Source organism: Nocardioides sp. JQ2195 (assembly GCF_012272695.1).
GTDB lineage: Bacteria > Actinomycetota > Actinomycetes > Propionibacteriales > Nocardioidaceae > Nocardioides.
Genome location: NZ_CP050902.1, coordinates 65,045 through 85,848, shown reverse-complemented (window position 1 = coordinate 85,848; position 20,804 = coordinate 65,045). Strand labels below are relative to the sequence as shown.

General features: G+C 69.3%; 16 protein-coding genes. 3 read left to right on the top strand and 13 right to left on the bottom strand.

What is annotated here, in order from left to right; genetic code table 11:
• Positions 1-49 precede the first annotated feature (49 nt).
• From ncot_RS00400 to ncot_RS00345, 12 genes are all read right to left on the bottom strand, one after another.
• Positions 50-400: a hypothetical protein gene (locus ncot_RS00400; RefSeq protein WP_240938206.1), complete on the bottom strand. Its 351-nt coding sequence runs from the start codon at positions 398-400 to the stop codon at positions 50-52.
• A gap of 57 nt (positions 401-457) precedes the next feature.
• On the bottom strand, positions 458-2,515 hold the full coding sequence (locus tag ncot_RS00395; RefSeq protein WP_168615815.1) for a hypothetical protein: 2,058 nt from the start codon (positions 2,513-2,515) through the stop codon (positions 458-460).
• A complete protein-coding gene (locus ncot_RS00390; protein WP_240937997.1) occupies positions 2,512-3,741 on the bottom strand; it encodes a M15 family metallopeptidase in 1,230 nt (409 codons plus the stop codon). The genes ncot_RS00395 and ncot_RS00390 overlap by 4 nt, the downstream gene beginning before the upstream one ends.
• Before the next feature lie 130 nt (positions 3,742-3,871).
• Entirely contained in the window at positions 3,872-4,840 is a 969-nt protein-coding gene (locus ncot_RS00385) for an electron transfer flavoprotein subunit alpha/FixB family protein (protein ID WP_168615814.1), read from the bottom strand.
• A complete protein-coding gene (locus ncot_RS00380) occupies positions 4,837-5,610 on the bottom strand; it encodes an electron transfer flavoprotein subunit beta/FixA family protein (protein ID WP_168615813.1) in 774 nt (257 codons plus the stop codon). Before ncot_RS00380 ends, ncot_RS00385 begins: the two co-directional genes overlap by 4 nt.
• Entirely contained in the window at positions 5,610-8,135 is a 2,526-nt protein-coding gene (locus tag ncot_RS00375) for an FAD-dependent oxidoreductase (RefSeq protein WP_168615812.1), read from the bottom strand. The genes ncot_RS00380 and ncot_RS00375 overlap by 1 nt, the downstream gene beginning before the upstream one ends.
• Positions 8,136-8,330: 195 nt before the next feature.
• On the bottom strand, positions 8,331-9,323 hold the full coding sequence (locus ncot_RS00370; RefSeq protein WP_168615811.1) for an ABC transporter substrate-binding protein: 993 nt from the start codon (positions 9,321-9,323) through the stop codon (positions 8,331-8,333).
• Positions 9,324-9,372: 49 nt separating this feature from the next.
• Positions 9,373-11,451 carry an ABC transporter permease subunit gene (locus ncot_RS00365; protein WP_240937996.1) on the bottom strand — a complete coding sequence of 693 codons (2,079 nt, stop codon included), beginning with the start codon at positions 11,449-11,451 and terminating at the stop codon, positions 9,373-9,375.
• A complete protein-coding gene (locus ncot_RS00360) occupies positions 11,448-12,503 on the bottom strand; it encodes a glycine betaine/L-proline ABC transporter ATP-binding protein (RefSeq protein ID WP_346766645.1) in 1,056 nt (351 codons plus the stop codon). Before ncot_RS00360 ends, ncot_RS00365 begins: the two co-directional genes overlap by 4 nt.
• A 14-nt stretch (positions 12,504-12,517) precedes the next feature.
• Positions 12,518-14,239: a choline dehydrogenase gene (gene betA / locus ncot_RS00355; protein ID WP_168615809.1), complete on the bottom strand. Its 1,722-nt coding sequence runs from the start codon at positions 14,237-14,239 to the stop codon at positions 12,518-12,520.
• Between the two features lie 34 nt (positions 14,240-14,273).
• A complete protein-coding gene (locus tag ncot_RS00350) occupies positions 14,274-15,761 on the bottom strand; it encodes an aldehyde dehydrogenase family protein (RefSeq protein ID WP_168615808.1) in 1,488 nt (495 codons plus the stop codon).
• Positions 15,762-15,892: 131 nt separating this feature from the next.
• Positions 15,893-16,663, bottom strand: coding sequence for an IclR family transcriptional regulator (locus ncot_RS00345; RefSeq protein WP_168615807.1), 771 nt, complete (start codon positions 16,661-16,663; stop codon positions 15,893-15,895).
• A 99-nt stretch (positions 16,664-16,762) separates the two neighbouring features.
• Between ncot_RS00345 and purU the strand changes: the two genes are divergently transcribed.
• The gene (gene purU / locus ncot_RS00340; RefSeq protein ID WP_168615806.1) at positions 16,763-17,650 is read left to right on the top strand and encodes a formyltetrahydrofolate deformylase; all 888 of its coding nucleotides are present in this window, start codon (positions 16,763-16,765) and stop codon (positions 17,648-17,650) included.
• A gap of 114 nt (positions 17,651-17,764) precedes the next feature.
• Here purU and ncot_RS00335 read toward each other — a convergent pair whose 3' ends face one another.
• Positions 17,765-19,204, bottom strand: coding sequence for a trimethylamine methyltransferase family protein (locus tag ncot_RS00335; protein ID WP_168615805.1), 1,440 nt, complete (start codon positions 19,202-19,204; stop codon positions 17,765-17,767).
• 116 nt (positions 19,205-19,320) lie between these two features.
• Between ncot_RS00335 and ncot_RS00330 the strand changes: the two genes are divergently transcribed.
• Both ncot_RS00330 and ncot_RS00325 read left to right on the top strand, forming a co-directional pair.
• Positions 19,321-20,100: an IclR family transcriptional regulator gene (locus tag ncot_RS00330; protein WP_168615804.1), complete on the top strand. Its 780-nt coding sequence runs from the start codon at positions 19,321-19,323 to the stop codon at positions 20,098-20,100.
• Positions 20,097-20,777, top strand: a complete 681-nt coding sequence (locus ncot_RS00325; RefSeq protein ID WP_206065060.1) for a corrinoid protein — start codon at positions 20,097-20,099, stop codon at positions 20,775-20,777. Before ncot_RS00330 ends, ncot_RS00325 begins: the two co-directional genes overlap by 4 nt.
• The last annotated feature ends 27 nt before the right edge of the window (positions 20,778-20,804 follow it).

Genomic DNA, 20,804 nt, shown 5'->3' with positions numbered 1-20,804 from the left:
GTCCGCGACGAGGCATCCCAAGGGCGCAGCGTCAGGGCCGGCGTCAGCGTCAGCGCCGGGGCCCGCGCAACCAGCCGCCACCGAACAACGCCCACACCACCAGCACCGGTTGGAAGAACAACCTGATCAGCCGCGCCCGGTCGGTGTCGAGGCCGAAGGCGTCGGTGCCCTCGACGTACTGGGCGATGTTGCCCGGGAAGATCGCCACGAAGAACGCCGCCAGCACGGCACCGACGAGGCGCCGGTGGCGGGGCAGCGCCACGAACGCGGCACCCAGGCCGATCTCCACGACGCCCGAGCCGAGCACGGTGAGGTCCTCGTCGAGCGGGAACCATGCGGGTACCTGGGCCCGGAACTCCTCCCGCTGGGTGGTCAGGTGGAGGACCCCCGCGCCCACCATGGCGGCACCGAGGACGAGGCGGGAGGCAGTGCGCAACGAGGAACCCACCGTCCCACCCTAGGGCCGGGGCGCCCGGCCCAGCTCCCGGAAGGCGTCGGCCAGCACGTCGGAGCCGGCCAGACGGCGCTCGCTGTAGGTCACGTGGTTCCAGCTGGGCCAGGTGTAGTCGAAGTCGACCGTCGAGCCGTCTGCCGAGATCGTCATCGGCAGGCTGTCGATCGTGACCAGCTCCGCCGGCTTGCCCGCACCCAGCGCGGTGTGGGCCGAGGGATCGGCCAGGCCGAGCATGGCCCAGGGGATCCGCAGCCGCACCGCGTCGCGCTCGACCTGCCAGGTGGCCCTGGAGTCGTAGTCGTCGGCCTCGGGGTCCCACGAGCCCTCGACGAGCTCGCCGACGTCGACCAGCTCGGCCGGTTGTTCCCGGCCGTCGACCTCGAAGGCCCGGTTCACGATCTGGCGGAAGAGGTGCCATTCCTCCCCATCGTCGGGGTTGTCGATCCCCTGCGGGGTGTAGAGCCGGATCGGTTCCAGCTCGCTGCGCACGTAGGCCCTGGCGGTTCCCTGCGCGGTGTCGACCACGATCTTGTGGTCGGCAGGCCCACCGGGGAGGGTGTCGACGAGGATCTCGACGTGACCGGGCGGACCGTCGCGTCCGACGAGGTCGAGGTTGAGGTGGGCCGCGTCGGCCTCGGCCAGCAGGTACTCGATCGCCCCGGTCTTCGGCAGCGCCTCGCGCATGCTGTCCGGGATCGGGTCCGAGTCGGTGGCGACCACGCCGAACCACTGCTCGTTGGTCAACGCGTCGTGCCACAGCTGGCGACGCTCGGGATCTTGGCTCTCCATCGTGTTCCAGGTGCGCTTGAACCACTCGTCGGTCCAGGAGAAGACGAACGCGCCCGAGAGCCCTTGGTCGTGGATCAGGCGCATCAGGTCGGCGTCGATCTGCATCGCCTCCTGTTCCGAGTGCCCGCCCTGGTCGCGCCCGAGCGGGCCGAGGTGGGCGTTGCCCAGCGAGGCCGGGACGCCGAACTCGGTGATCAGGAGCGGCATGGTGGCGGCGAAGTGGTCCTTGAGCCGGACCAGGTAGCCGGCGTACGGGTCGGGTCGTCCGCGCCAGGTCGTCTCCTGCAGCCCGGGCTCGTGGCGCAGGAAGTCGGGGTAGTAGGGGTAGGCGTGGAAGCTGGCGAACGTGCCGCCCGGCCAGGCCCTCGTGGGCAGCACGTGGTTGGCGTCGACCGCGGCCATGTCCTCCTCGGGGAGTGGTTCCTCGGGATGCTCGAGGGGGTCGGTGGTGGGCCAGTTCGCGAACGCGATCGGGACGGAGACACCACGCTTCGCCTCGGCCGCGGCCAGGCCGTCCATGTGCCGGGCGATCCAGCGCTCGGTGGCGCTGGCGTCGTCGGTTGCGGCGAAGTAGTCCCCGGGCGAGTACGCCGCGTGCGCGTCGATGCGGTCCGTGCGCCGCACGGCCGCGGGGTCCCACTCCACGCCGACGATCCAGCTCACGATCCACCGGGAGACGTCCGTGGTCCAGGTCCCGGACGCGTGTCCGCGACGACGGAGCCGGGTCAGGTCGCCGTGCACCGCGTCGGAGACCGCCTGCAGCTCCTCGGTGAACGCCTCGTCGACCTCGGGGGTGTGGAGGGTCCGGCCGGGCTCGACGTAGGACTCGTCCGGCAGGTAGACGCCCTGCACGAGCAGGAGCGGTGCGTCGGGGTGGGCCCGGTTCCACGCAGCCAGCTCGTCATAGAAGGCCGGCGGGTGCAACGTGTAGTTGCGGACCACACGGATCCCCATGTCGGCCATCCCCGCGAACCAGCGCCGGTAGTCCTCGGCCGTGAGCGCGTCGATCTCCCCGGGCTGGCGCAGGGGCACGGTGCTGCCGAGGTTGATCCCCGGCAGGAAGGACTTGTCCCCCGACGCGGTGTGCAACCGGAAGCCGTCGGCGTCGGACTCGGCCACCACGTCCAGGCCCTGCACCACCGAAGGTGTCGGCGACCATGACTCCATCTCCTGCTCCTTCGCTGCGTCATCGTCGCAGGCACTGACCACCGAGGCGACGAGGAGCAGGGCCAGCAGTCCCCGGCAGGACCGCAACCGTCCGGCGTACTTCATCGAACCTCGAGCACCTGGTTCAGCTCGAAGTGCATCGGGTCGGTGTAGTTCCAGTCGCCACCCCAGCCGAACCCCCACTTCTTGAAGATCGACACGACCGTGCGGTCCATCTGGCCGACCGTGCCACGGCCGTTCTCGGCGGAGTTGATGTCGATCGCCATGCCGAACGCGTGGTTGGAGAGCGAGTGGGTGCCCGCGATGAAGCGCGGGTAGTAGCAGCCCGCGGTCTGGTAGACCTTGTCGGCGAGGCCGCGCTCGACCACCTCGGTCAGCGCGGCCCGGAGCTGGGTCAGCATCACCTTGTGGCAGGTCACCCGACCGAGCAGCGGCACCTCCTCGGTGCGCACGTTGGCCGTCACCCAGCTGGCGTCGGGGATCACCCGGCCGCCGACGACGCGGTAGTTGTAGACGCCGACGGCCGATCCGACCGAGTCGCCGGTGGGAACGGCGGTCAGGCGGGCATTCGGGTCGAGTCCGTAGCGCGCGACCGCGTCGAGCATCTGGATGGAGACGTCCTCGTCACCGATGATCTGCTTGATCGGCCTGCGCACCGACTGCGGTGACTTGATGCCGGTGGCGATGACCATCGCATTCCCCTCGACCATGTCGAGGGACTCGCCCCACTTGTCGTTGACGACCAGGTTCAGGCCCTGCGGCTGCTCGGCGTACGCGCCGATGTGGGCCGTGGGTGCGTCCTTGTCGGCACCGAGGCGCACGAACGCCTTCGTGTCGGAGATCCGCTTGCCGAGCTTCTCGGTGGTGGCGATCTCGCCGCCCGCGACCCGCGACCAGATCTCCTCCTCCTTGCCGGAGGTGGTGAACCTGCGGAAGGTTGCCGGCTCCACCGCGGCGAGCGTGACCACGCGGTTCTGGATCGGGATCGACGCCATCGAGAACTGCTCGGCCGCCTCGACCCCGTCGAGAGCCTTGATTCGCTCGACCATGTCGTCGGACAGCGGCTTGGTGCTGTAGACGAGGATGTCGGCGATCTCGAGGGACTCCTCGAGTGGCCCGGGCGGGTCGACGGCGTGATCGGGGTCGGCGACCGGAAACTCCGCAGTCGGGCTCGTCGACGGATCAGTGGAGACGGAGCTCGAGGCGGACCCACTCGGGTCGGCGGTCGGCTCGTCCTTCGTGGCCGCACCCTTGTCGCCACAGGCCGCGGCCGTCGTCAGGGTGCACACCATCACCACTGCTGCGGCCAGCGCGCGACGTCGAACGATCATGTGGTGGGCCCTCCCCCTGACACGGAAATCCTAAGGGGTCGGGGGTTGCCACCGGTCTCGACCTCGCTGCCACGACGTCATACGTCTCGGTGGCTCGGGCGACCACACCGGATGACGTTGCGGGGGCGGGTCAGGCGCGGCGGCGGATCTCCTCGATGATCGCGGGCACCACTTCGTGCATGTCGCCCACCACCGCATAGGTCGCCTTGGTCATCATCGGCGCCTCGGCATCGGTGTTCACGGCGAGGATCGTCTTCGAGCTGGCGCACCCCGCCCAGTGCTGGATGGCGCCGCTGATCCCGCACGGGACGTAGAGGTCGGGCGCGATCCGGCTGCCGGTCTGGCCCACCTGCTCGTGGTGCGGGCGCCAGCCCAGGCTGGTGACCACGCGGGAGACGCCGAGCTGTCCGCCGAGCAGGTCGGCGAGCTCGCTGACCGCGGTGAACCCGTCCGGGCCGCCGGCACCACGACCGGCTCCCACCACCACCCGCGCCGACTTCAGGTCACCCGACTGGTCGGGGGCGCCGGGCTCGGTCGAGACCACCCGAGCGACCAGGTCCGCCGCGTCAAGGACCGGCTCGAACTCCTCCACGGTCGGCTGCGTGGCCACGTCGGCCGGCCGGGCCTCGACCGCGTGGCCGGCCACGGAGAACACCGCCGGCCTGACCGGCAGCTGCATCTCCTCCAGCGCCGCTCCGCCGGCCACCTGCCGGGTCACGACCAGGGGTGACAACCCTGCGAAGGCCACCACGTTCGCGGCCATGGGGACGTCGAGGCGCGCGGCGACGTGGGCCAGCACCTCGTTGCCGCGCGGGGTGCCGGCGGCGGTGATCACCACGGCACCTGCCCGGTCGCGGGCCTCGATCAGGGCGACGGCCCAGGCCGCCGCGGCGTACGACGCGAAGCCCTCGCCGCGTGCGGCGTAGAGCGTGGATACGCCGTGCTTGCCCAGCTCGTCGACCTCGGGCACCTCCCCGACCACCACCCCGTGCACCGGGACTCCGCCGCCCTCGGCGGCCAGGTCACGGGCGAAGCGGAGCGTCTCGAGGGAGGTGTCGGTGACGCCCTCGGCGTCGGTCTCGAGGAGCACCACGATCATCGGAGCACCCCCAGGGACTCGAGGAGGTCGACCACTGCGGGGGCGGCCTCCGGGCCCTCACCCAGCACCTGCACGGTGGACGGGGCCGGGGGCGGGAGGGTGAGCCGGACCCTGCCGGAGCCGGCCGGTGCGCGCGACGGCTGCCGCATCTGGATCTCCACCTTCTTCGCACCCATCCGGCCCTTGATCGTGGGATAGCGGGGCGAGACTCCACCCTCGCTGACCGCCACCACGGCCGGCAGCGGCAGGTCGAAGGTCTCCCGGCCTCCGTCCGGGGCGTCCCCGTGGGCGATCGCCCGGCCGTTCTCGATCGAGACGGTCCTGATGCCGGTCACCACCGGGCGCCCGAGCGCGTGGGCGAGCCGCACCGGCACCTGGAAGTCTCCGGTGTCCGCGGCGTCGGTGCCGAGCAGGACGAGGTCGTGCGGGCGGCCCTGCTCGCCGTGCGCCCGGATCACCTCGGCGATCTCGTGGGCGATGTCGGCGGGCCCGAAGTCACGCAGGTCGGTCTCGACCAGGGTCGCCGCGGTGGCCCCCACGGAGAGGGCGCTGCGCAGCTGCTCGACCGTCTCGGCCGCTCCGACCGAGACCAGGCTGACGCTGCCTCCGTCGTCCTCGACGAGCTGAACAGCGAGCTCGATCGCACAGAGCTCGTGGTCACTGAGCGTGCTGCCGACGAACCGCGCGTCGACGGCCTGGGCGTCGGGCGTCAGCAGCACCTGGCCGGACGAGTCCGGCACCCGCTTCACACAGACCAGCACGTCGACCATCAGCGGATCCGGGAGTTCTCGGGGTCGAGCAACGGCGTGCTGTCGACCGACTCGACGGTGACCGGGTAGAGCTCCTCCATGTAGGAGACCGCCAGCTGGTTGCCCAGGCTGGCCTGGTCGGGCGGCAGGTAGGCCATCAGCACGTGCTTGCCGAGGCTGGGGGCGGAACCGGCGCTGGTGACGTAGGGGTGGTGGCCATGGCCGTCGGTGAGGGTGCCGCCGTCGCGGGTCAGGATCGGCTCGCCACCGAGCATGTAGCGCTTGATCCCCGACGACGACGTGTGGTCGTCGACGGTCATCGTGCACAGCACGGTCTTGGGCTCCTCCTCGCGCTGCTTCACGTAGGCCGCGCGGCCGATGAAGTCGGCCTGCTTCACCTTGGGCCGTTGCATCGACGCCTCGACGATGCTGCGCTCGGCGTCGAGCTCGAAGCCGAAGGCGCGGTAGCCCTTCTCGATGCGGCCCGTCGTGCCGTAGACGCCGATCCCGACCGGCACGGCACCGTCGGGCTCACCCGCCTCGTGCAGCAGCGACCAGAGACGCGCACCCTGCTCCATGGGGACGTAGAGCTCCCAGCCGAGCTCGCCCACGTAGGAGATGCGCGAGGCCAGCACGCCGAGGTTGCCGACCTCGATGTCGCGGCAGGTGAGGAAGCCGAAACCGCCGTCGCTGATGTCGTCGTCGGTCAGCCGACCGAGGATGTCGCGGGCCTTCGGTCCCCAGAGCCCGATCGTGGAGTACGCCGACGTCACGTCGACCACCGCGGCTCCGCCGTCGGCCGGCATCCGGTCGGCGAACCACTTCTTGTCCGCCATCCCGTGCAGCCCGCCGGTGACCACCCGGTAGTGGTCGTGGGCCAGCCGCATCACGGTCAGGTCGGACTTGAAGCCGCCTCGCTCGTCGATCACGGGGGTGTAGACCACCTTGCCCGGCGCCACGTCGGCCTGGGCCACGACGATGCGTTGCACGGCGTCCTTGGCCGCGTGGCCGACGACGTCGAAGATCGCGAACGCGGTCAGGTCGACGATGCCGGCACGCTCTCGCATGGCCAGGTGCTCGGCGTTGATGATCGGCGACCACCACCGGCTGTCCCACTCGTGCTCGCGGGGCATCACCCGGTCGCCGTACTCCCCGAGCAGCGCCTCGTTGCCGTCGTACCAGTGCGGTCGCTCCCAGCCGACGGTCTCGAAGAAGCGGGCGCCCTGCTCCTGCTGGCGGGTGTGCATCGGAGCCAGTCGCTTGCCGCGCTCGCCCTCCCACTGCTCGCTCGGGTGGACGATGCCATAGGTCTTGATGAACGCCTCGGAGGTGCGGGCCCGCACGTGGGACCTGGTGCGTTGGTGGGGGTGGAAGCGCGCGATGTCGCTGTGGTGCACGTCGATCTCGGAGTTGCCGTGCGTCATCCACTCGGCGACCGCTCGGCCGACGCCGGGCCCCTCCTTGATCCACACCGCGGCGGCCGACCAGAGGCCCTTCACCTCGGGGGTCTCCCCGAGGATCGGTGCCCCGTCGGGGGTGAGCGAGAGGAGGCCGTTGATCGCGTAGCGGATCTCAGCCCCGTCGGCGCCGAGGGCGTCGGGCATCAGCTCGAAGGCCTGCTCCAGCTGGGGGTCGAAGTCCTCCTGGGTGAAGGGCATCTCGGTCGGGGACAGCTTCGCCTGGTCGATGGAGGGGATCTCGTCGGGCTCGTGCAGGATCGCGCGGTGGGCGTAGGAGCCGACCTCCATGTCGGCGCCGTGCTGGCGTTCGTAGCAGAAGGTGTCCATGTCGCGCACGATCGGCACATTGATTTCACCGGTGATCTCGCCTTTTTCTCCGGCCAGCTGCGGGATCGGGCCGACCGAGATCATCTGGTGCACGGCGGGGGTGAGCGGGATCGCGGCCCCGGCCATCTTCGCGATCCGCGGGCTCCACACGCCGCAGGCAACCACGACGGTCCCGGTCTCGATGGTGCCGCCGGTGGTCTCCACGGCGCTGATCCGTCCGTCGGTGACGACCAGGTCGGTGACCTCGACGTTCGGCACGACGGTGAGCGCGCCCAGCTCCAGGGCCTTCTCGCGCATGATGGTGCCGGCGCGGAGTGAGTCGACGACGCCGACGGACGGGGTCCAGAAGGCGCCGATGATCTCGTCGGTCTCGATGAAGGGGATCTTCTCCTTCACGTGCTCCGGGCCGACCAGCTCCGCCTCGATCCCCCACGCCTTCGCGCTGGACATCCGGCGGCGCAGCTCCTCCATGCGCTCCTCGGTCCGGGCGATCTCGTAGCCGCCGGACTGGGTGAACACGTCCATCTCCTTGTACTGCCGGACCGAGTCCATCGTGAGATCGGTGATCTCGCGGGAGTGGTCGACCGGGAAGATGAAGTTGGAGGCGTGGCCGGTGGAGCCGCCCGGGTTGGGCAGCGCTCCCTTGTCGATCTGCACGATGTCGCGCCAGCCGAGGCGGGCCAGGTGGTGCACGAGGCTGTTGCCCACGATGCCGGCGCCGATCACCACGACGCGTGCACTGCCCGGAACCTCTGCCATGACCAACACCCCATCGAGTCGCATGATACGCAACAGTGTGCGCTATTCGGAACACTTGTAGTGTTCGTCCGCGGGCGGCTCCGTGTCAAGACCCCACCCAAATCGCCGAGTCGGCACGTGTTCACGCACCTGGCGTGAACTCGTGCCGACTCGGGGTGTTGTTCCGTCGACTCGTGCCGACTCGGTGGGCTCAGCTCACTTGCCCAGCCAGGCGTCGACCTTGTCGGGGTTCTCGTCGATCCACTTCTTCGCGGCGTCCTCCGGCTTCATCTTGTCGTCGGCGATGTACTTCGCGACGAGGTTCTGGTCCTCGTTGGTCCAGGAGAAGTTCTTGACCAGGTCCACCATCGCCCCGCCGTCTCCCGACCAGGCGGTGGAGACGACCTTCTTCAGCTCGGTCTCCGGGTAGTCACAGGCGACCTTGGCCGGGTCGTCCTGGCACCCGTCGGTGTATTCCGGCAGCGCGACCTTCTCCAGCGGGATCTCGGCCAGCAGCCACTGCGGGTCGTAGAAGTAGCCGATCAGCCACTCCTTGTTCTTCTCCGCCTTCTGGAAGGCGGTGATGCTGGCCGCCTCGCCCCCGGAGAACACCACCTTGAAGTCGAGGTCGAGGTTGGCGACGATCGCCTCGTCGAACTGGACGTACGACGGATCGGCACCGAGGAACTGGCCCTGCCCGCCGGACTCGGACGTCTTGAACTTGTCGGCGTACTTGTTGAGGTTCTTCCACTCGAGGATGTCGGGGTGGGCCTTGGCCAACCACGGCGGCACGTACCAGCCGATGATGCCGATGTTGCCGGTCGGGCCGAAGTCCTCGGCCGAGCCGTCGCCCTTGTCGGCGAAGTACTGGTCCTCCAGCGCAGGGTGGCCCCAGTCCTCGATGACGACGTCGACGCCGCCACTCTTGAACTCCTGCCAGGAGACGTCCTCCTTCAGGTCCTTGTAGCTGACCTTGCAGCCCAGCTCCTGCTCGGCGATGGTGCCGACCACGTAGGCGTCCGCGGCCATCCCGACCCACGGGTTGACCGCCAGGTTGAGCTCGCCGTCACCACCGCAGTTGGCCTGGGACTCCTTGTTGGCGTCGGTCGCCTCGTCGATCGACGAGCCCTCGCCACACGCGGCGAGGACGAGGGCCAGGCACGCCGACACTCCCAGGAGCCGGACGCCCCTGTTCCATCTGTTGTTCATCTGGTTCTCCTTCATCTCGTGGCAGCTGTCGCGTGCCCTTGTCGTTCCATCAGCCAACGAGCAGGGGCTCTGCGCCCTCGTCGGCTCCATCGCTCTCGTTCGAGCTGCGCCGGGATCGGCGCTGCGTGGGTGCTGCCGCGGGCGTGACGGCAGCGGCCCGGAAGATGCGGTCGAGCATGATGCCGAGCAGCACGATGCTCAGGCCGGCGGCCAGGCCCTTGCCCCACTCCTCGAACCGGGAGAAGCCGAGGACGACGTCGTAGCCGAGGGCGCCGGCACCGACCATCCCGCCGATCACCACCATCGACAGCACGTAGAGCAGGCCCTGGTTGGCCGCCAGCACCAGCGAGCGGCGTGCCATCGGGAGCTGGACCTTCGTGATCTCCTGCCAGGCCGTGGATCCGGAGGAACGGCCCGCCTCCAAGGTCGTCTCGGGAACGCCGCGCACGCCGTCGGCGACCAGCTTGATCGCCACCGGTGCCGCGTAGACGATGGCGGCGAAGATGGCGGTGAACCTGGTCTGGTCGAAGAGGTAGAGCACCGGCACCAGGTAGACGAACGGCGGAATGGTCTGCCCCATGTCGAGCAGCGGCCGGATCAGCAGGTCGACCGTCGGCCGTCGCGCCATCCACACCCCGAAGACCACCGCGAGGACCATCGTCAGCAGGGTGGCGACCAGGACCATGTTCAGCGTGATCATCGTGTCGTGCCACAGGTCGAGGTACCACAGGCCCGCCATGCACACCACGGTCCAGGCCACCACGGCCAGCGTCGTGCTGACCGTGCGGAAACCACCGATCACCAGCGCGAGCAGCAGGATCCCGGCGCCGCTGACGAACCACGGCGACTCGGCGAGCACGCTCTGCATCGGGTTGAGCAGGCCGTAGGTGATGAAGTTCTTGAAGCCCTCGGTCGCCCCGCCGATCGCACCGACGACCCGGCTCGCGACCTTGTTGATCGCGTCGGCCAGGTCGGACGACCACCCCGTGGAGGGGTACGTCGCCGCCCAGGAGTAGTAGCGCGACAGGTAGATCATCACTGCCACGGCGACCGCACCGATGCCGAGACCGGCCCAGCGCAGCCCGCGGTTCCCTCCACCGCTCCGGGCCAGCTTCTCGGGCCGTTCGCTGGCCGCGGTCGTGGTGCGGTCGAGCATGATCGCCAGCAGCACCAGCATGATGCCGGGGACCAGGCCGCGTCCGATGTCCGCGATCTGGAGCGCGTTGACCACCTGGAGGCCGAGCCCGGGTCCGTTCACGTAGGACGCGATTACCGCCATCGCGAAGGCGGCGAGAGTGGTCTGGTTGAGCCCGACCACGATGGTGCGGCGGGCCATCGGCAGCTGCACCTTCAGCAACCGCTGCCACGACGTCTGCCCCATCGAGTCGGTCGCCTCGATCGTCGTCTCCGACACCTGTCGGATGCCGAAGCCGGCGACCCGGATGAGCGGCGGGACCGCATAGATCAGCGTGGCCACGATGGCGGCCGGTGCGCCGGTGCCGAAGAACAGCACCACCGGGATCAGGTAGACGAAGGTCGGCATCGTCTGCATCAGGTCGAGGATCACCCCGACGATGCGGTTGGCCGTGTCGTTGGTGCCGATCAGGACCGCGATCGGCAACCCGATGATCACGGAGCAGATGACCGCCAGCATGGTCACGATCAGCGTGTCCACCGAGTCGCTCCAGAGCCCCATGACCGCGGCGACGAACATGATCGAGCCGCTCAGGACGGCGTACTTCCAGCCGGCCAGCGCGTGCGCGACCCACATGATGATGCCGAGCAGGCCGAGCCAGCCGATCTGGGGGACGGGCCGGGGGTAGGCCGGCTTGGAGAGCCACCTCTGCAGCTGGTCGACGGCGTTGAGCGCCCACTCTGCGATCTTCCCGGTGAACCTCATCAGCAGGTTGTCGTCGCGCCCGGCGATCAGGCTGTTGCGCCACCCGGTCATCTCGTTGTGCAGGTCGGTGTGCTCGCGACCGGCCAGGGCCAGCGTGTGGTCACCCTTCATCAGCGACCAGAGCAGGATCCAGGCACCGATGACCAGGACGCCCCACGCCCAGCGGGTTCGTCGGAACCAGCGCCAGGCAACGACCAGTGCCCGGCCCAAGCGCCGCTGGAGACTCACTCCGACTCCTCGGCCACCACGACCCGCAGGATCGCGTCGTCGTCGACGATGCCGACCAGCTTGCCGTCATCGATCACGCGGACGGGGTGGTCGGAGGCAAGGGCCGCCTGCGCCGCCGCGCGCACGATGGTGTCGGAGCTCATCACCGGGCCTTCGTTCGAGTCGTCGGGCCTCGGGTCGCGCATCACCCACTTGAGGGTCAGCACGTGCGAGCGGGGGACGTCGGAGGTGAAGTCGCGGACGTAGTCGTCGGCGGGCGCCCCGACCACCTCGTCCGGCGTACCGATCTGCACCACCTCGCCGTCACGCATGATCAGGATCCGATCGCCCAGCTTGAGCGCCTCGCTCAGGTCGTGGGTGATGAAGACCATCGTCTTCTTCAGCTCCTCCTGGAGCCGGATCACCTCGTTCTGCATGTCGCGGCGGATCAGCGGGTCGAGGGCCGAGAAGGGCTCGTCGAAGAGCATCATCGCCGGGTCGCCGGCCAGCGCGCGGCCCAGGCCCACGCGCTGCTGCATGCCCCCGGAGAGCTGGTCGGGGTAGGAGCTCCCGTAGCCGGTCAGCCCGACCAGGTCGACGACCTCGGCGGCCTGCTGGCGTCGTACCTTCTTGGGGACGCCGCGGATCTCGAGCCCGTAGGCGATGTTGTCGATCACCTGGCGGTGGGGCAGCAGGCCGAAGTGCTGGAACACCATCGAGACCTGGGTGCGTCGCATGGCCCGCAGTCCCGCGGGGTTGGCCGCAGTCACGTCCATCCCGCCGATCTCCACCTGCCCGGCCGTCGGTTCGATCAGGCGGGTCAGGCAACGGACGAGGGTGGACTTGCCGGAGCCGGAGAGCCCCATGACCACGAAGACCTCACCCGGGGCGACCTCGAAGGAGACGTCCTTGACGCCCACCACGCAGCCGGTCTTCTCCTTGAGCTCGGCGCGCGAGAGATCGGCGTCCGGCGTGCCGATGATCCGGTCGGCCCGGGAGCCGAAGATCTTCCACAGGCCGCGGACGCTGAGTGCCGCGGCACCCGTCTCCGGATCGGCGCGGACTGGTGTCACTGCATCGGAGGTGGTCACTGGGACGCCCCTTCTGTGTCGAGGTGGTTGCGTGGGTCGCCCGGGGGATACAGCGGCGTTCCGTCGCGGTGGCGGTAGTACGGCGCCGGGTCGGCCGGCAGGGGCGTGTTCCCGAGGACCAGGTCGGCCGCCTTCTCGGCGAGCATCATCACGGGCGCATAGATGTTGCCGTTCGTGACGTAGGGCATCGACGAGGCGTCGACCACCCGCAGGCCGTCGATCCCGTGCACCCGCAGGGACGTGGGGTCCAGCACGCTCATCGCGTCGGTGCCCATGCGGGCCGTGCAGGAGGGGTGCAACGCGGTCTCGGCGTCCTCGGCGACCCACTTCAGGATCTCCTCGTCGGTCTCGACCTGCGGCCCGGGCGAGATCTCGCCGTCGTTGAAGGGAGCGAACGCCGGTTGGTTCAGGATGTGGCGCGCCACCCGGATCGCTTCCACCCACTCCTGGCGGTCCTGCTCGGTGGACAGGTAGTTGAACCGCAGCTCCGGGTGCCGGTGCGGATCGGTGCTGGCGATCTTCACCGAGCCACGCACGTCGGAGTACATCGGCCCGATGTGCACCTGGTAGCCGTGCTCCGCGGCCGGCTGCGAGCCGTCGTACCGAATCGCGATCGGCAGGAAGTGGAACATCAGGTTCGGGTAGTCGACCCGGTCGTTGCCGCGGACGAAGCCGCCGGCCTCGAAGTGGTTGGTCGCGCCGAGTCCCGTGCGGCGGAACAGCCAGTCGGCGGCCAGCTTGGGACGGTTGCGCCACTTGAGCCCGGCCGAGATCGAGACCGGCTGCTTGGAGGCGTACTGGATGTAGACCTCGAGGTGGTCCTGGAGGTTCTCGCCGACGCCGGGCAGGTCGTGGCGCGGGGTGATGCCGAGGGCCTCCAGCTCGGCGGCGTTGCCGATCCCGGCCAGCTGCAGCAGCTGGGGCGAGTTGATCGAGCCGCCGCACAGGATCACCTCGCCGGCGTACGCCGTGTGCTTGCTGCGCGCGCGGGACCAGTCGACGCCGACCACGCGGCTGCCCTCGAAGCGCAGGCCACTGACGAAGGCATAGGTCTTCACGTCCAGGTTCTTGCGACCCATCACCGGATGCAGGTAGGCCTGCGCGGCGGAGTAGCGGCGCCCGTTGCTGACGTTGCGGTCGAAGCGGGCGAAACCCTCCTGGCGGTAGCCGTTGACGTCGTCGGTCAAGGGGTGGCCCGCCTGCTGGGTCGCCTCGAAGAACGCACCGAACAACGGGTTCGTGGCCGGACCCTGCTCGAGCTTGAGCGGGCCGCTCCCACCCCGCCACCTGTCGGCACCGACGCTGCCGTCGGCGAGGAAGCGGGTCTCCATCCGCTTGAAATAGGGAAGGCAGTGGGCGTAGTCCCACGACTCCATGCCGGGGTCGGAGGCCCAGCGCTCGTAGTCCATCGGGTTGCCGCGCTGGAAGATCATCCCGTTGATGCTGCTGGAGCCGCCGAGCACCTTTCCGCGCGCGTGGTAGACCCGACGTCCGCCCATGTGCGGCTCGGGCTCGGACTCGTACTTCCAGTCGTAGAAGCGACTCCCGATCGGGAAGGGCAACGCCGCCGGCATGTGGATGAGGGGGTCGACCTTGTAGTCGTTGCGGCCGGCCTCCAGCACCAGCACCCGGGTCGACGGGTCCGCGCTCAGTCGGTTCGCGAGGGCGCAACCAGCAGAGCCGCCTCCGACGATGACGAAGTCGTATCGATCGGTCATTCGCTTCCTCTCTGCTGCGTGATGCCGCCTCGGGTCAGGCGCCCACCCCTGGCTCGGAGCCGAACCACTCCTGCGGGCGGGGCCGGATGTTGTGCCACACGTGCTTGGTCTCGCGGTACTCCTCCAGCCCGGCGCGACCCAGCTCGCGGCCGATCCCGGACTGCTTGTAGCCGCCCCACTCTGCCTGGGGCACGTAGGGGTGGTAGTCGTTGATCCAGACCGTGCCCATCCGCATCCCGGCCGCGACCCGTTGGGCCCGCCCGGCGTCCGAGGTCCAGACCGCTCCGGCCAGCCCGTAGATGCTGTCGTTGGCGATGCGGACGGCCTCGTCCTCGTCGCGGAAGGTCTCCACGGTCAGCACCGGGCCGAACGACTCGTCCTGGGTCACCGACATGTCGCTGGTGCAGCCGTCGAGGATGGTGGGCAGGTAGTAGAACCCGTCGGCGTACGCCGTGGCGTCGGGTCGGGAGCCACCGCACCGGAGCACCGCACCCTCGGCGAGCCCCGCGGCGACGTACTTCTCGACCTTGTCGAGGTGTGCGGCGCTGGTCAGCGGACCGGTCTCCGCGTTCTCGTCGAACGGACCACCGAGACGGATCCGTTGCGCCCGCTCGACGAGTTCGTCGACGAACTCGTCGTGGATCGACTCCTCGACGACGAGGCGCGCTCCCGCCGAGCACACCTGGCCGGAGTGCAGGAAGACCGCGGTCAACGCCATGTCGAGCGCGGTCTCCCGGTCAGCGTCCGCGAAGACGATGTTCGGGTTCTTGCCGCCCAGCTCGAGGGCGACCCGCTTGACCGTGCCGGAGGCGTTGGCCATCAGCAGCTTGCCGACGGCCAGGCTCCCGGTGAAGGACACCAGGTCGACGCGCGGGTCGGTGCTCAGCGGAGCGCCGGCCCTCGGGCCGTCGCCGAGGACGAGGTTGCCGACCCCGGCAGGGAGTCCCGCCTCGACGAGGATCCGCATGAGGTGGATCGACGAGTGGGGCGTGATCTCGCTGGGCTTCAGCACGAACGTGTTGCCGGCGGCCAGGCACGGCGCGACCTTCCACGAGGTCTGCAGGAGGGGGTAGTTCCACGGCGTGATCAGTCCGCAGACACCCAGCGGCTCGTGCACGACCGTGCTGACAACGTCGGGGTTGCCGGTGTCGACCACCCGGCCGGACTCCTCGGTCGCGACATGGCCGTAGTGACGGAACACGCCGACCACGTCGTCCACGTCGTACTCGCTCTCGACCAGGCGCTTGCCGGTGTCGAGGGACTCCGCACGGGCGACCTCCGCCTTGTCCCGCTCGAGCAGGTCGGCCGTTCGGAGGAGGAGGTCCGCACGCTCGCGGGTCGAGGTGTGGCGCCAGGTGCCGTCGTGGAACGCGCGGTGGGCCGCCTCGACGGCGGCCTCGGTGTCCGCACTCGTCGCGTCGTCCACCTCGGCCACGAGCGACCCGTCGGCAGGGCAGTGGATCGCGCGGCGACCGGCTTCGCGCGCGGATCGCCACTCACCGTCGATGAAGATCTCAGGCATCACGATCCCCACCTTCACGTCGGCTGGTGTTGCATCTGACGCAACACGATTCTCTGCTCGCAACCACCCATCGTTCATTCGAAGGATCGCGGTAACCCCGGGCGTCGTCAAGCAGAACGGGAAGACTTCACCTAACGGTGACCCCAACCGAGGCGGTGGGACACCTCGGCCGCCGCGTCGACCACCATCGGGATGACCTCCTCGAGCCGCTCGCCGTCGAGGCGGAGCGTGGGCCCAGAGACGCTCAGGGAGGCGATCACGTCGCCGTGCGCGTTGTGGATCGGCGCCGCGACGGCGGTCAGGCCGACCTCGAGCTCGTCGACCGCGACCGCGTAGCCCACGTCGCGCACCTTCTCGACCTCAGCGCGCAGCCTGCCCTTCTTGGTGATGGTGAGCTCCGTGTAGGCAGTGAGTCCGCCGAGGACCTCGTCGAGCCGCTCCTCGGTGAGCCCGCTGAGCAGGACCTTGCCGTTGCTGGTCGCGTGGAGCGGGATGTGTTGGCCCACCCAGTTGTGCGACTGCAACGCCGAGGACCCGGCGACCTGGTCGAGGTAGAGGGCGGAGCTCTCGGACAGCACCGCCATGTTCACCGTCTCGCCCGTCTCCGCCGCGAGGTGGCGGCTCACGGACCGGGCCTCCTGCACCACGTCGAGACGGGCCGTGGTGGCACCGGCGAGGCGCAGGATCCCCATGCCCAGGCGGTACTTGCCACGGTCCTCGGTCTGCTCGACCAGTCCGCGTCCCTCGAGCGTGGCGATCAGCCGGAACGCTGTGCTCTTGTGCACCTCGAGCTGGGCGGCCAGCTCGGTGACCCCCGCAGTCCCGCGGTGGGCCAGCACCTCCAGAATGGCGAGGGCGCGATCGACGGACTGCACTCCGTCGACGGTGCGGGGCGTGGTCATGGAGCGACACTAGCGCAGGCACTGGCGCAGGATGCGTTGCGTATCGCAGACTATTGGCGCGAACTACGCAACGCCGCTTGACCACAGAATGAGGCGCGCATGGTCCTCCCGTATTCCGCCAACGCCACCGACCCGGCCGGTGACTTCGTGCTGACCCTGGCGTGTCCCGACCGTTCCGGCATCGTGCACGCGGTCACGGGGTTCCTGGTGCGCCATCGCGCCAACATCATCGAGAGCCAGCAGTTCGGCGACCGGCTCACCGATCGCTTCTTCATGCGCATCGACTTCGCGGTGGAGGGCGAGGCCACCGACGCCGCCGTGCTCCGCGAGGACTTCGCCTCCGTGGCGGCCGAGCTGTCGATGACCTTCGAGCTGTGGGACGCGGCCGCGCCGTACCGCACCCTGATCATGGTCTCCAAGCACCTGCACTGCCTCAACGACCTGCTCTTCCGCACCTCGACCGGGGCCCTGCAGATCGAGATCCCAGCCGTCGTCTCCAACCACCCGGATGCCGAGGCGCTGGTCAGGTCCTACGGCATCGACTTCCACCACGTCCCGGTGACTCCGGAGACCAAGCCGGAGGCCGAGGCGGAGGTGCTGCGCCTGGTCGAGGAGCACGACGTCGACCTCGTCGTGCTGGCCCGCTACATGCAGGTGCTCTCCGACCCGATGTGTCGGGCACTGTCCGGCAAGGCGATCAACATCCACCACTCGTTCCTGCCCAGCTTCAAGGGCGCCAAGCCCTACCACCAGGCGTTCGACCGGGGCGTGAAGCTGGTCGGCGCCACTGCCCACTACGTCACCGCCGACCTCGACGAGGGCCCGATCATCGAGCAGGACGTGATGCGCGTCGACCACAACCACAACCAGGCCCAGCTGGTCTCCGCCGGCCGCGACGTGGAGGCGCAGGTGCTCTCCCGGGCGGTGCGCTGGCACTCCGAGTCCCGGGTCCTGCTGAACGGTCACCGCACCGTCGTCTTCCGCTGAGCGTCGCTCGGGGGCGGTCATTTGGGCAGGAAGTTCACGTCGCACGACGCGGTGTCGAGCGTGACCGGCAGGTCCAGACCTTGAACTTCCTGCCCAAATGACCGGCAGGCGTGCTCAGTCGCCGAGCTCCTTGCGGCGGCGGGTCACGAACTCCTCCAGCTCCAGGCGTACGCCGTCATCGAGCGCGGGCGGCGAGAACTCCTCGAGCTTGGTCCGCCAGATCTCCCCCGCACGTGCAGCGGTGTCGAGCCCGCCACCGCGCGTCCACCGCTCGAAGTTCTCCGACGAGGAGAGCATCGGGCGGTAGAAGCAGGTGCGGAAGCGTTCCATGGTGTGCGCCGCTCCCAGGAAGTGGCCACCGTGCCCGACCTCCTGGTGGGCGTCGAAGGCCAACGACGCCTCGTCAATCTCGAGCGGGGTGAACTCGGCCTGGAGCATCTGCAGGATCTCGGTGTCGACGATGAACTTCTCGTAGCCCGAGACCAGCCCGCCCTCCAGCCAGCCGGCGGCGTGCATCACCCAGTTGGCCCCGGCCAGGAACGTCGGCAGCATGGTCATCAGTGCCTCGTAGCCGGCCTGCGCGTCCGGGACCTGGGACGAGGTGAGGCCACCGCCGGTGCGGAAGGGCAGCCCGAAGTGGCGGGCGACCTGGCCGGTGCACAGCAGCCCGATCCCGGACTCGGGGGTGCCGAAGGTGGGTGAGCCGGACTGCATGTCGATGTTGGAGAGGAACGAGCCGAAGACCACCGGCGTGCCGGGGCGGATCAGCTGCGCCAGCGCGATTCCCGAGAGCGCCTCGGCGATCTGCTGCACCAGCGCCGCTGGCACGGTCACCGGCGACATCGCCCCCATCAGCAGGAAGGGGGTGAGGATGACCGGCTGCCCGGCGGAGACGTACTCGAACATCGACTCCAGCATGCGGTCGTCCCAGTGCAGCGGCGAGTTGCAGTTGATCAGCGAGATCGTGGCCGGCGTCTGCTCGATCGCCTCCCGCGAGCCGAACACGATGTCGCACATCGCCAGCACGTCGCGCGCGTTGACCGCGGAGACGACGTTGCCCATGAAGACCTTGTCGGTCTCGGTGAGCAGGGCCAAGGTCATGTCGAGGTGTCGGCTGTCGAGCGGGGTGTCGTTGGGCTCGCAGATCACACCGCCCGCCGAGTCGAGCACCGGGAAGGCCTGCGCCAACCGGCTGAAGCTGCGGAAGTCGGCCATCGTCGCGTCGCGGCGTACGTCGCCCTCGCGCACGAACGGGGGACCGTAGACGGCCGCGAACGCCATCGAGTCGCCGCCGATGTGCACGTAGTTCTCCGGGTTGCGCGCCTGGAGGTCGAACTCGGCCGGCGCCTTGGCCACCTGGGCCAGCACGAACTCCGGGTCGAGGAAGACCGTGTTCTCCTCGACCTTCTGCCCGGCCGCACGGAAGAGCTCCAGCGCCCGATCGTCCATGAACTCCACACCGATCTCGGTGAGGATGCGACGCCAGCCACCGTCGAGAGTGGCCATGGCGTCAGCCGAGAGCACGTCGTAGCGGGGCATCTGGTTCCTGAACATGCTTCCTCCTGTGTCGCCCTTGACCTTGGCCTTGTTGAGATCCTAACCTCATATTATGGAAATGGAGTTCCACAATATGGAACTCTCGACGCCGGCAGGACGCGAGGACGACAGCAGTGAGCACCACCCGCAGTGAGCCCGCCACCGGGACCCAGGCCCTCGACCGGGCGGCCGCGTTGATCCGGACGGTGGTGGAGGCGGACGAGCCGCTGAGCTTCGTCGACCTCTTCGAGGAGTGCGGCCTGCCGAAGTCGACCACCTCACGGCTGCTCACCGCCCTCGAGCGCACCGAGCTGCTCGAGCGCACGGTCGACGGTTCCTACGTCGCGGGCCCGCTGTTCTGGCTCTACGCCACCCGGCACGACCCGTGGGAGGAGCTGGTGCGCCTGGCCCGGCCGACCATGGAGAAGGTCGGCAAGGACAGCCTCGAGACCGTCAACCTCGCGGTTCCTCGTGGGGACCGGGTGGTGCAGGTCGCCCAGGTCGACACGGCGTACATGCTCGGCACCCGTGACTGGACCGAGGTCGAGGTGCCCGCGCACTGCTCCGCGCTGGGCAAGGTCCTCTACGCCCACGGCGTCCTCGACCTGCCGACCGGCCGGCTGGAGCAGCTGACCGAGCACACGGTCACCGACCTCGCCGAGCTGCGCGACCACCTCGACAAGGCCCGGCGGCGCGGCTTCGCGACGACCGTCGACGAGCTGGAGATCGGCCTGACCGGCCTGGCCGTCCCCGTGCGCGGGGTCGACGGCGCGGTGATCGCCGCACTCGGGATCTCGGGACCCACCCAACGGCTGCGAAGCCGGCTCGACGACGTCGGGCACACCCTGATCGACCGGGCGGACCAGCTCTCCGTGCTGCTCCGACGGCGAACCCGAAAGGAGACGGTGGCATGACCTCCCCGGAAATGACGCCCGAAGAGATCCTCCAGGGCCTCTACGACGACACCCTCGTCGGCAACGCCCCCCACGTCCTCGAGCTCACCAACAAGGGTCTCGAGCTCGACATGGAACCCCAGACCCTGCTCTTCGATGCGCTGATCCCGTCGCTCGAGGAGGTGGGCGCCCGCTTCGAGCGCGGTGACTTCTTCGTGCCCGAGATGCTGATCGCCGGGCGGGCGATGGCCGGGGCGATGGAGCTGCTGCGGCCCCTCCTCGCCGAGACCGGGGTCGAGACGATCGGCAAGTTCCTGATGGGCACGGTCAAGGGCGACGTGCACGACATCGGCAAGAACCTGGTCAACATCATGCTCGAGGGTGCCGGCTTCGAGGTGATCGACCTCGGCGTCCAGGTCGCTCCGGAGAAGTTCGTCGCCGCGATCGAGGAGCACCAGCCCGACATCGTCGGGTTCTCCGCGTTCCTGACCACCACGATGCCGATGTTCAAGGCCAACATGAACGCGCTCGAGAAGTCCGGCGTGCGCGACAGCGTGATCGTGATGGTCGGCGGCGCGCCGGTCACCCAGGAGTACGCCGACGCGGTCGGCGCCGACGGCTACGCGCCCGACGCCTCGGCCTGCGTGAAGAAGGCCAAGGCCCTGATCAGCGACCGTCGCTCGAAGGTGCCCGCATGAACCCCCCGGACAACTCCTCGCCGCGCT

Excerpts from the sequence above, each read along its gene's own strand:
- purU (WP_168615806.1), top strand. The coding sequence starts at position 16,763 with ATGGTCCTCCCGTATTCCGCCAACGCCACCGACCCGGCCGGTGACTTC.
- betA (WP_168615809.1), bottom strand. The coding sequence starts at position 14,239 with ATGACCGATCGATACGACTTCGTCATCGTCGGAGGCGGCTCTGCTGGT.
- ncot_RS00370 (WP_168615811.1), bottom strand. The coding sequence starts at position 9,323 with ATGAACAACAGATGGAACAGGGGCGTCCGGCTCCTGGGAGTGTCGGCG.
- ncot_RS00390 (WP_240937997.1), bottom strand. The coding sequence starts at position 3,741 with ATGATCGTTCGACGTCGCGCGCTGGCCGCAGCAGTGGTGATGGTGTGC.
- ncot_RS00350 (WP_168615808.1), bottom strand. The coding sequence starts at position 15,761 with ATGCCTGAGATCTTCATCGACGGTGAGTGGCGATCCGCGCGCGAAGCC.
- ncot_RS00335 (WP_168615805.1), bottom strand. The coding sequence starts at position 19,204 with ATGTTCAGGAACCAGATGCCCCGCTACGACGTGCTCTCGGCTGACGCC.
- ncot_RS00345 (WP_168615807.1), bottom strand. The coding sequence starts at position 16,663 with ATGACCACGCCCCGCACCGTCGACGGAGTGCAGTCCGTCGATCGCGCC.
- ncot_RS00400 (WP_240938206.1), bottom strand. The coding sequence starts at position 400 with ATGGTGGGCGCGGGGGTCCTCCACCTGACCACCCAGCGGGAGGAGTTC.
- ncot_RS00395 (WP_168615815.1), bottom strand. The coding sequence starts at position 2,515 with ATGAAGTACGCCGGACGGTTGCGGTCCTGCCGGGGACTGCTGGCCCTG.
- ncot_RS00325 (WP_206065060.1), top strand. The coding sequence starts at position 20,097 with ATGACCTCCCCGGAAATGACGCCCGAAGAGATCCTCCAGGGCCTCTAC.
- ncot_RS00375 (WP_168615812.1), bottom strand. The coding sequence starts at position 8,135 with ATGGCAGAGGTTCCGGGCAGTGCACGCGTCGTGGTGATCGGCGCCGGC.
- ncot_RS00385 (WP_168615814.1), bottom strand. The coding sequence starts at position 4,840 with ATGATCGTGGTGCTCCTCGAGACCGACGCCGAGGGCGTCACCGACACC.
- ncot_RS00380 (WP_168615813.1), bottom strand. The coding sequence starts at position 5,610 with ATGGTCGACGTGCTGGTCTGTGTGAAGCGGGTGCCGGACTCGTCCGGC.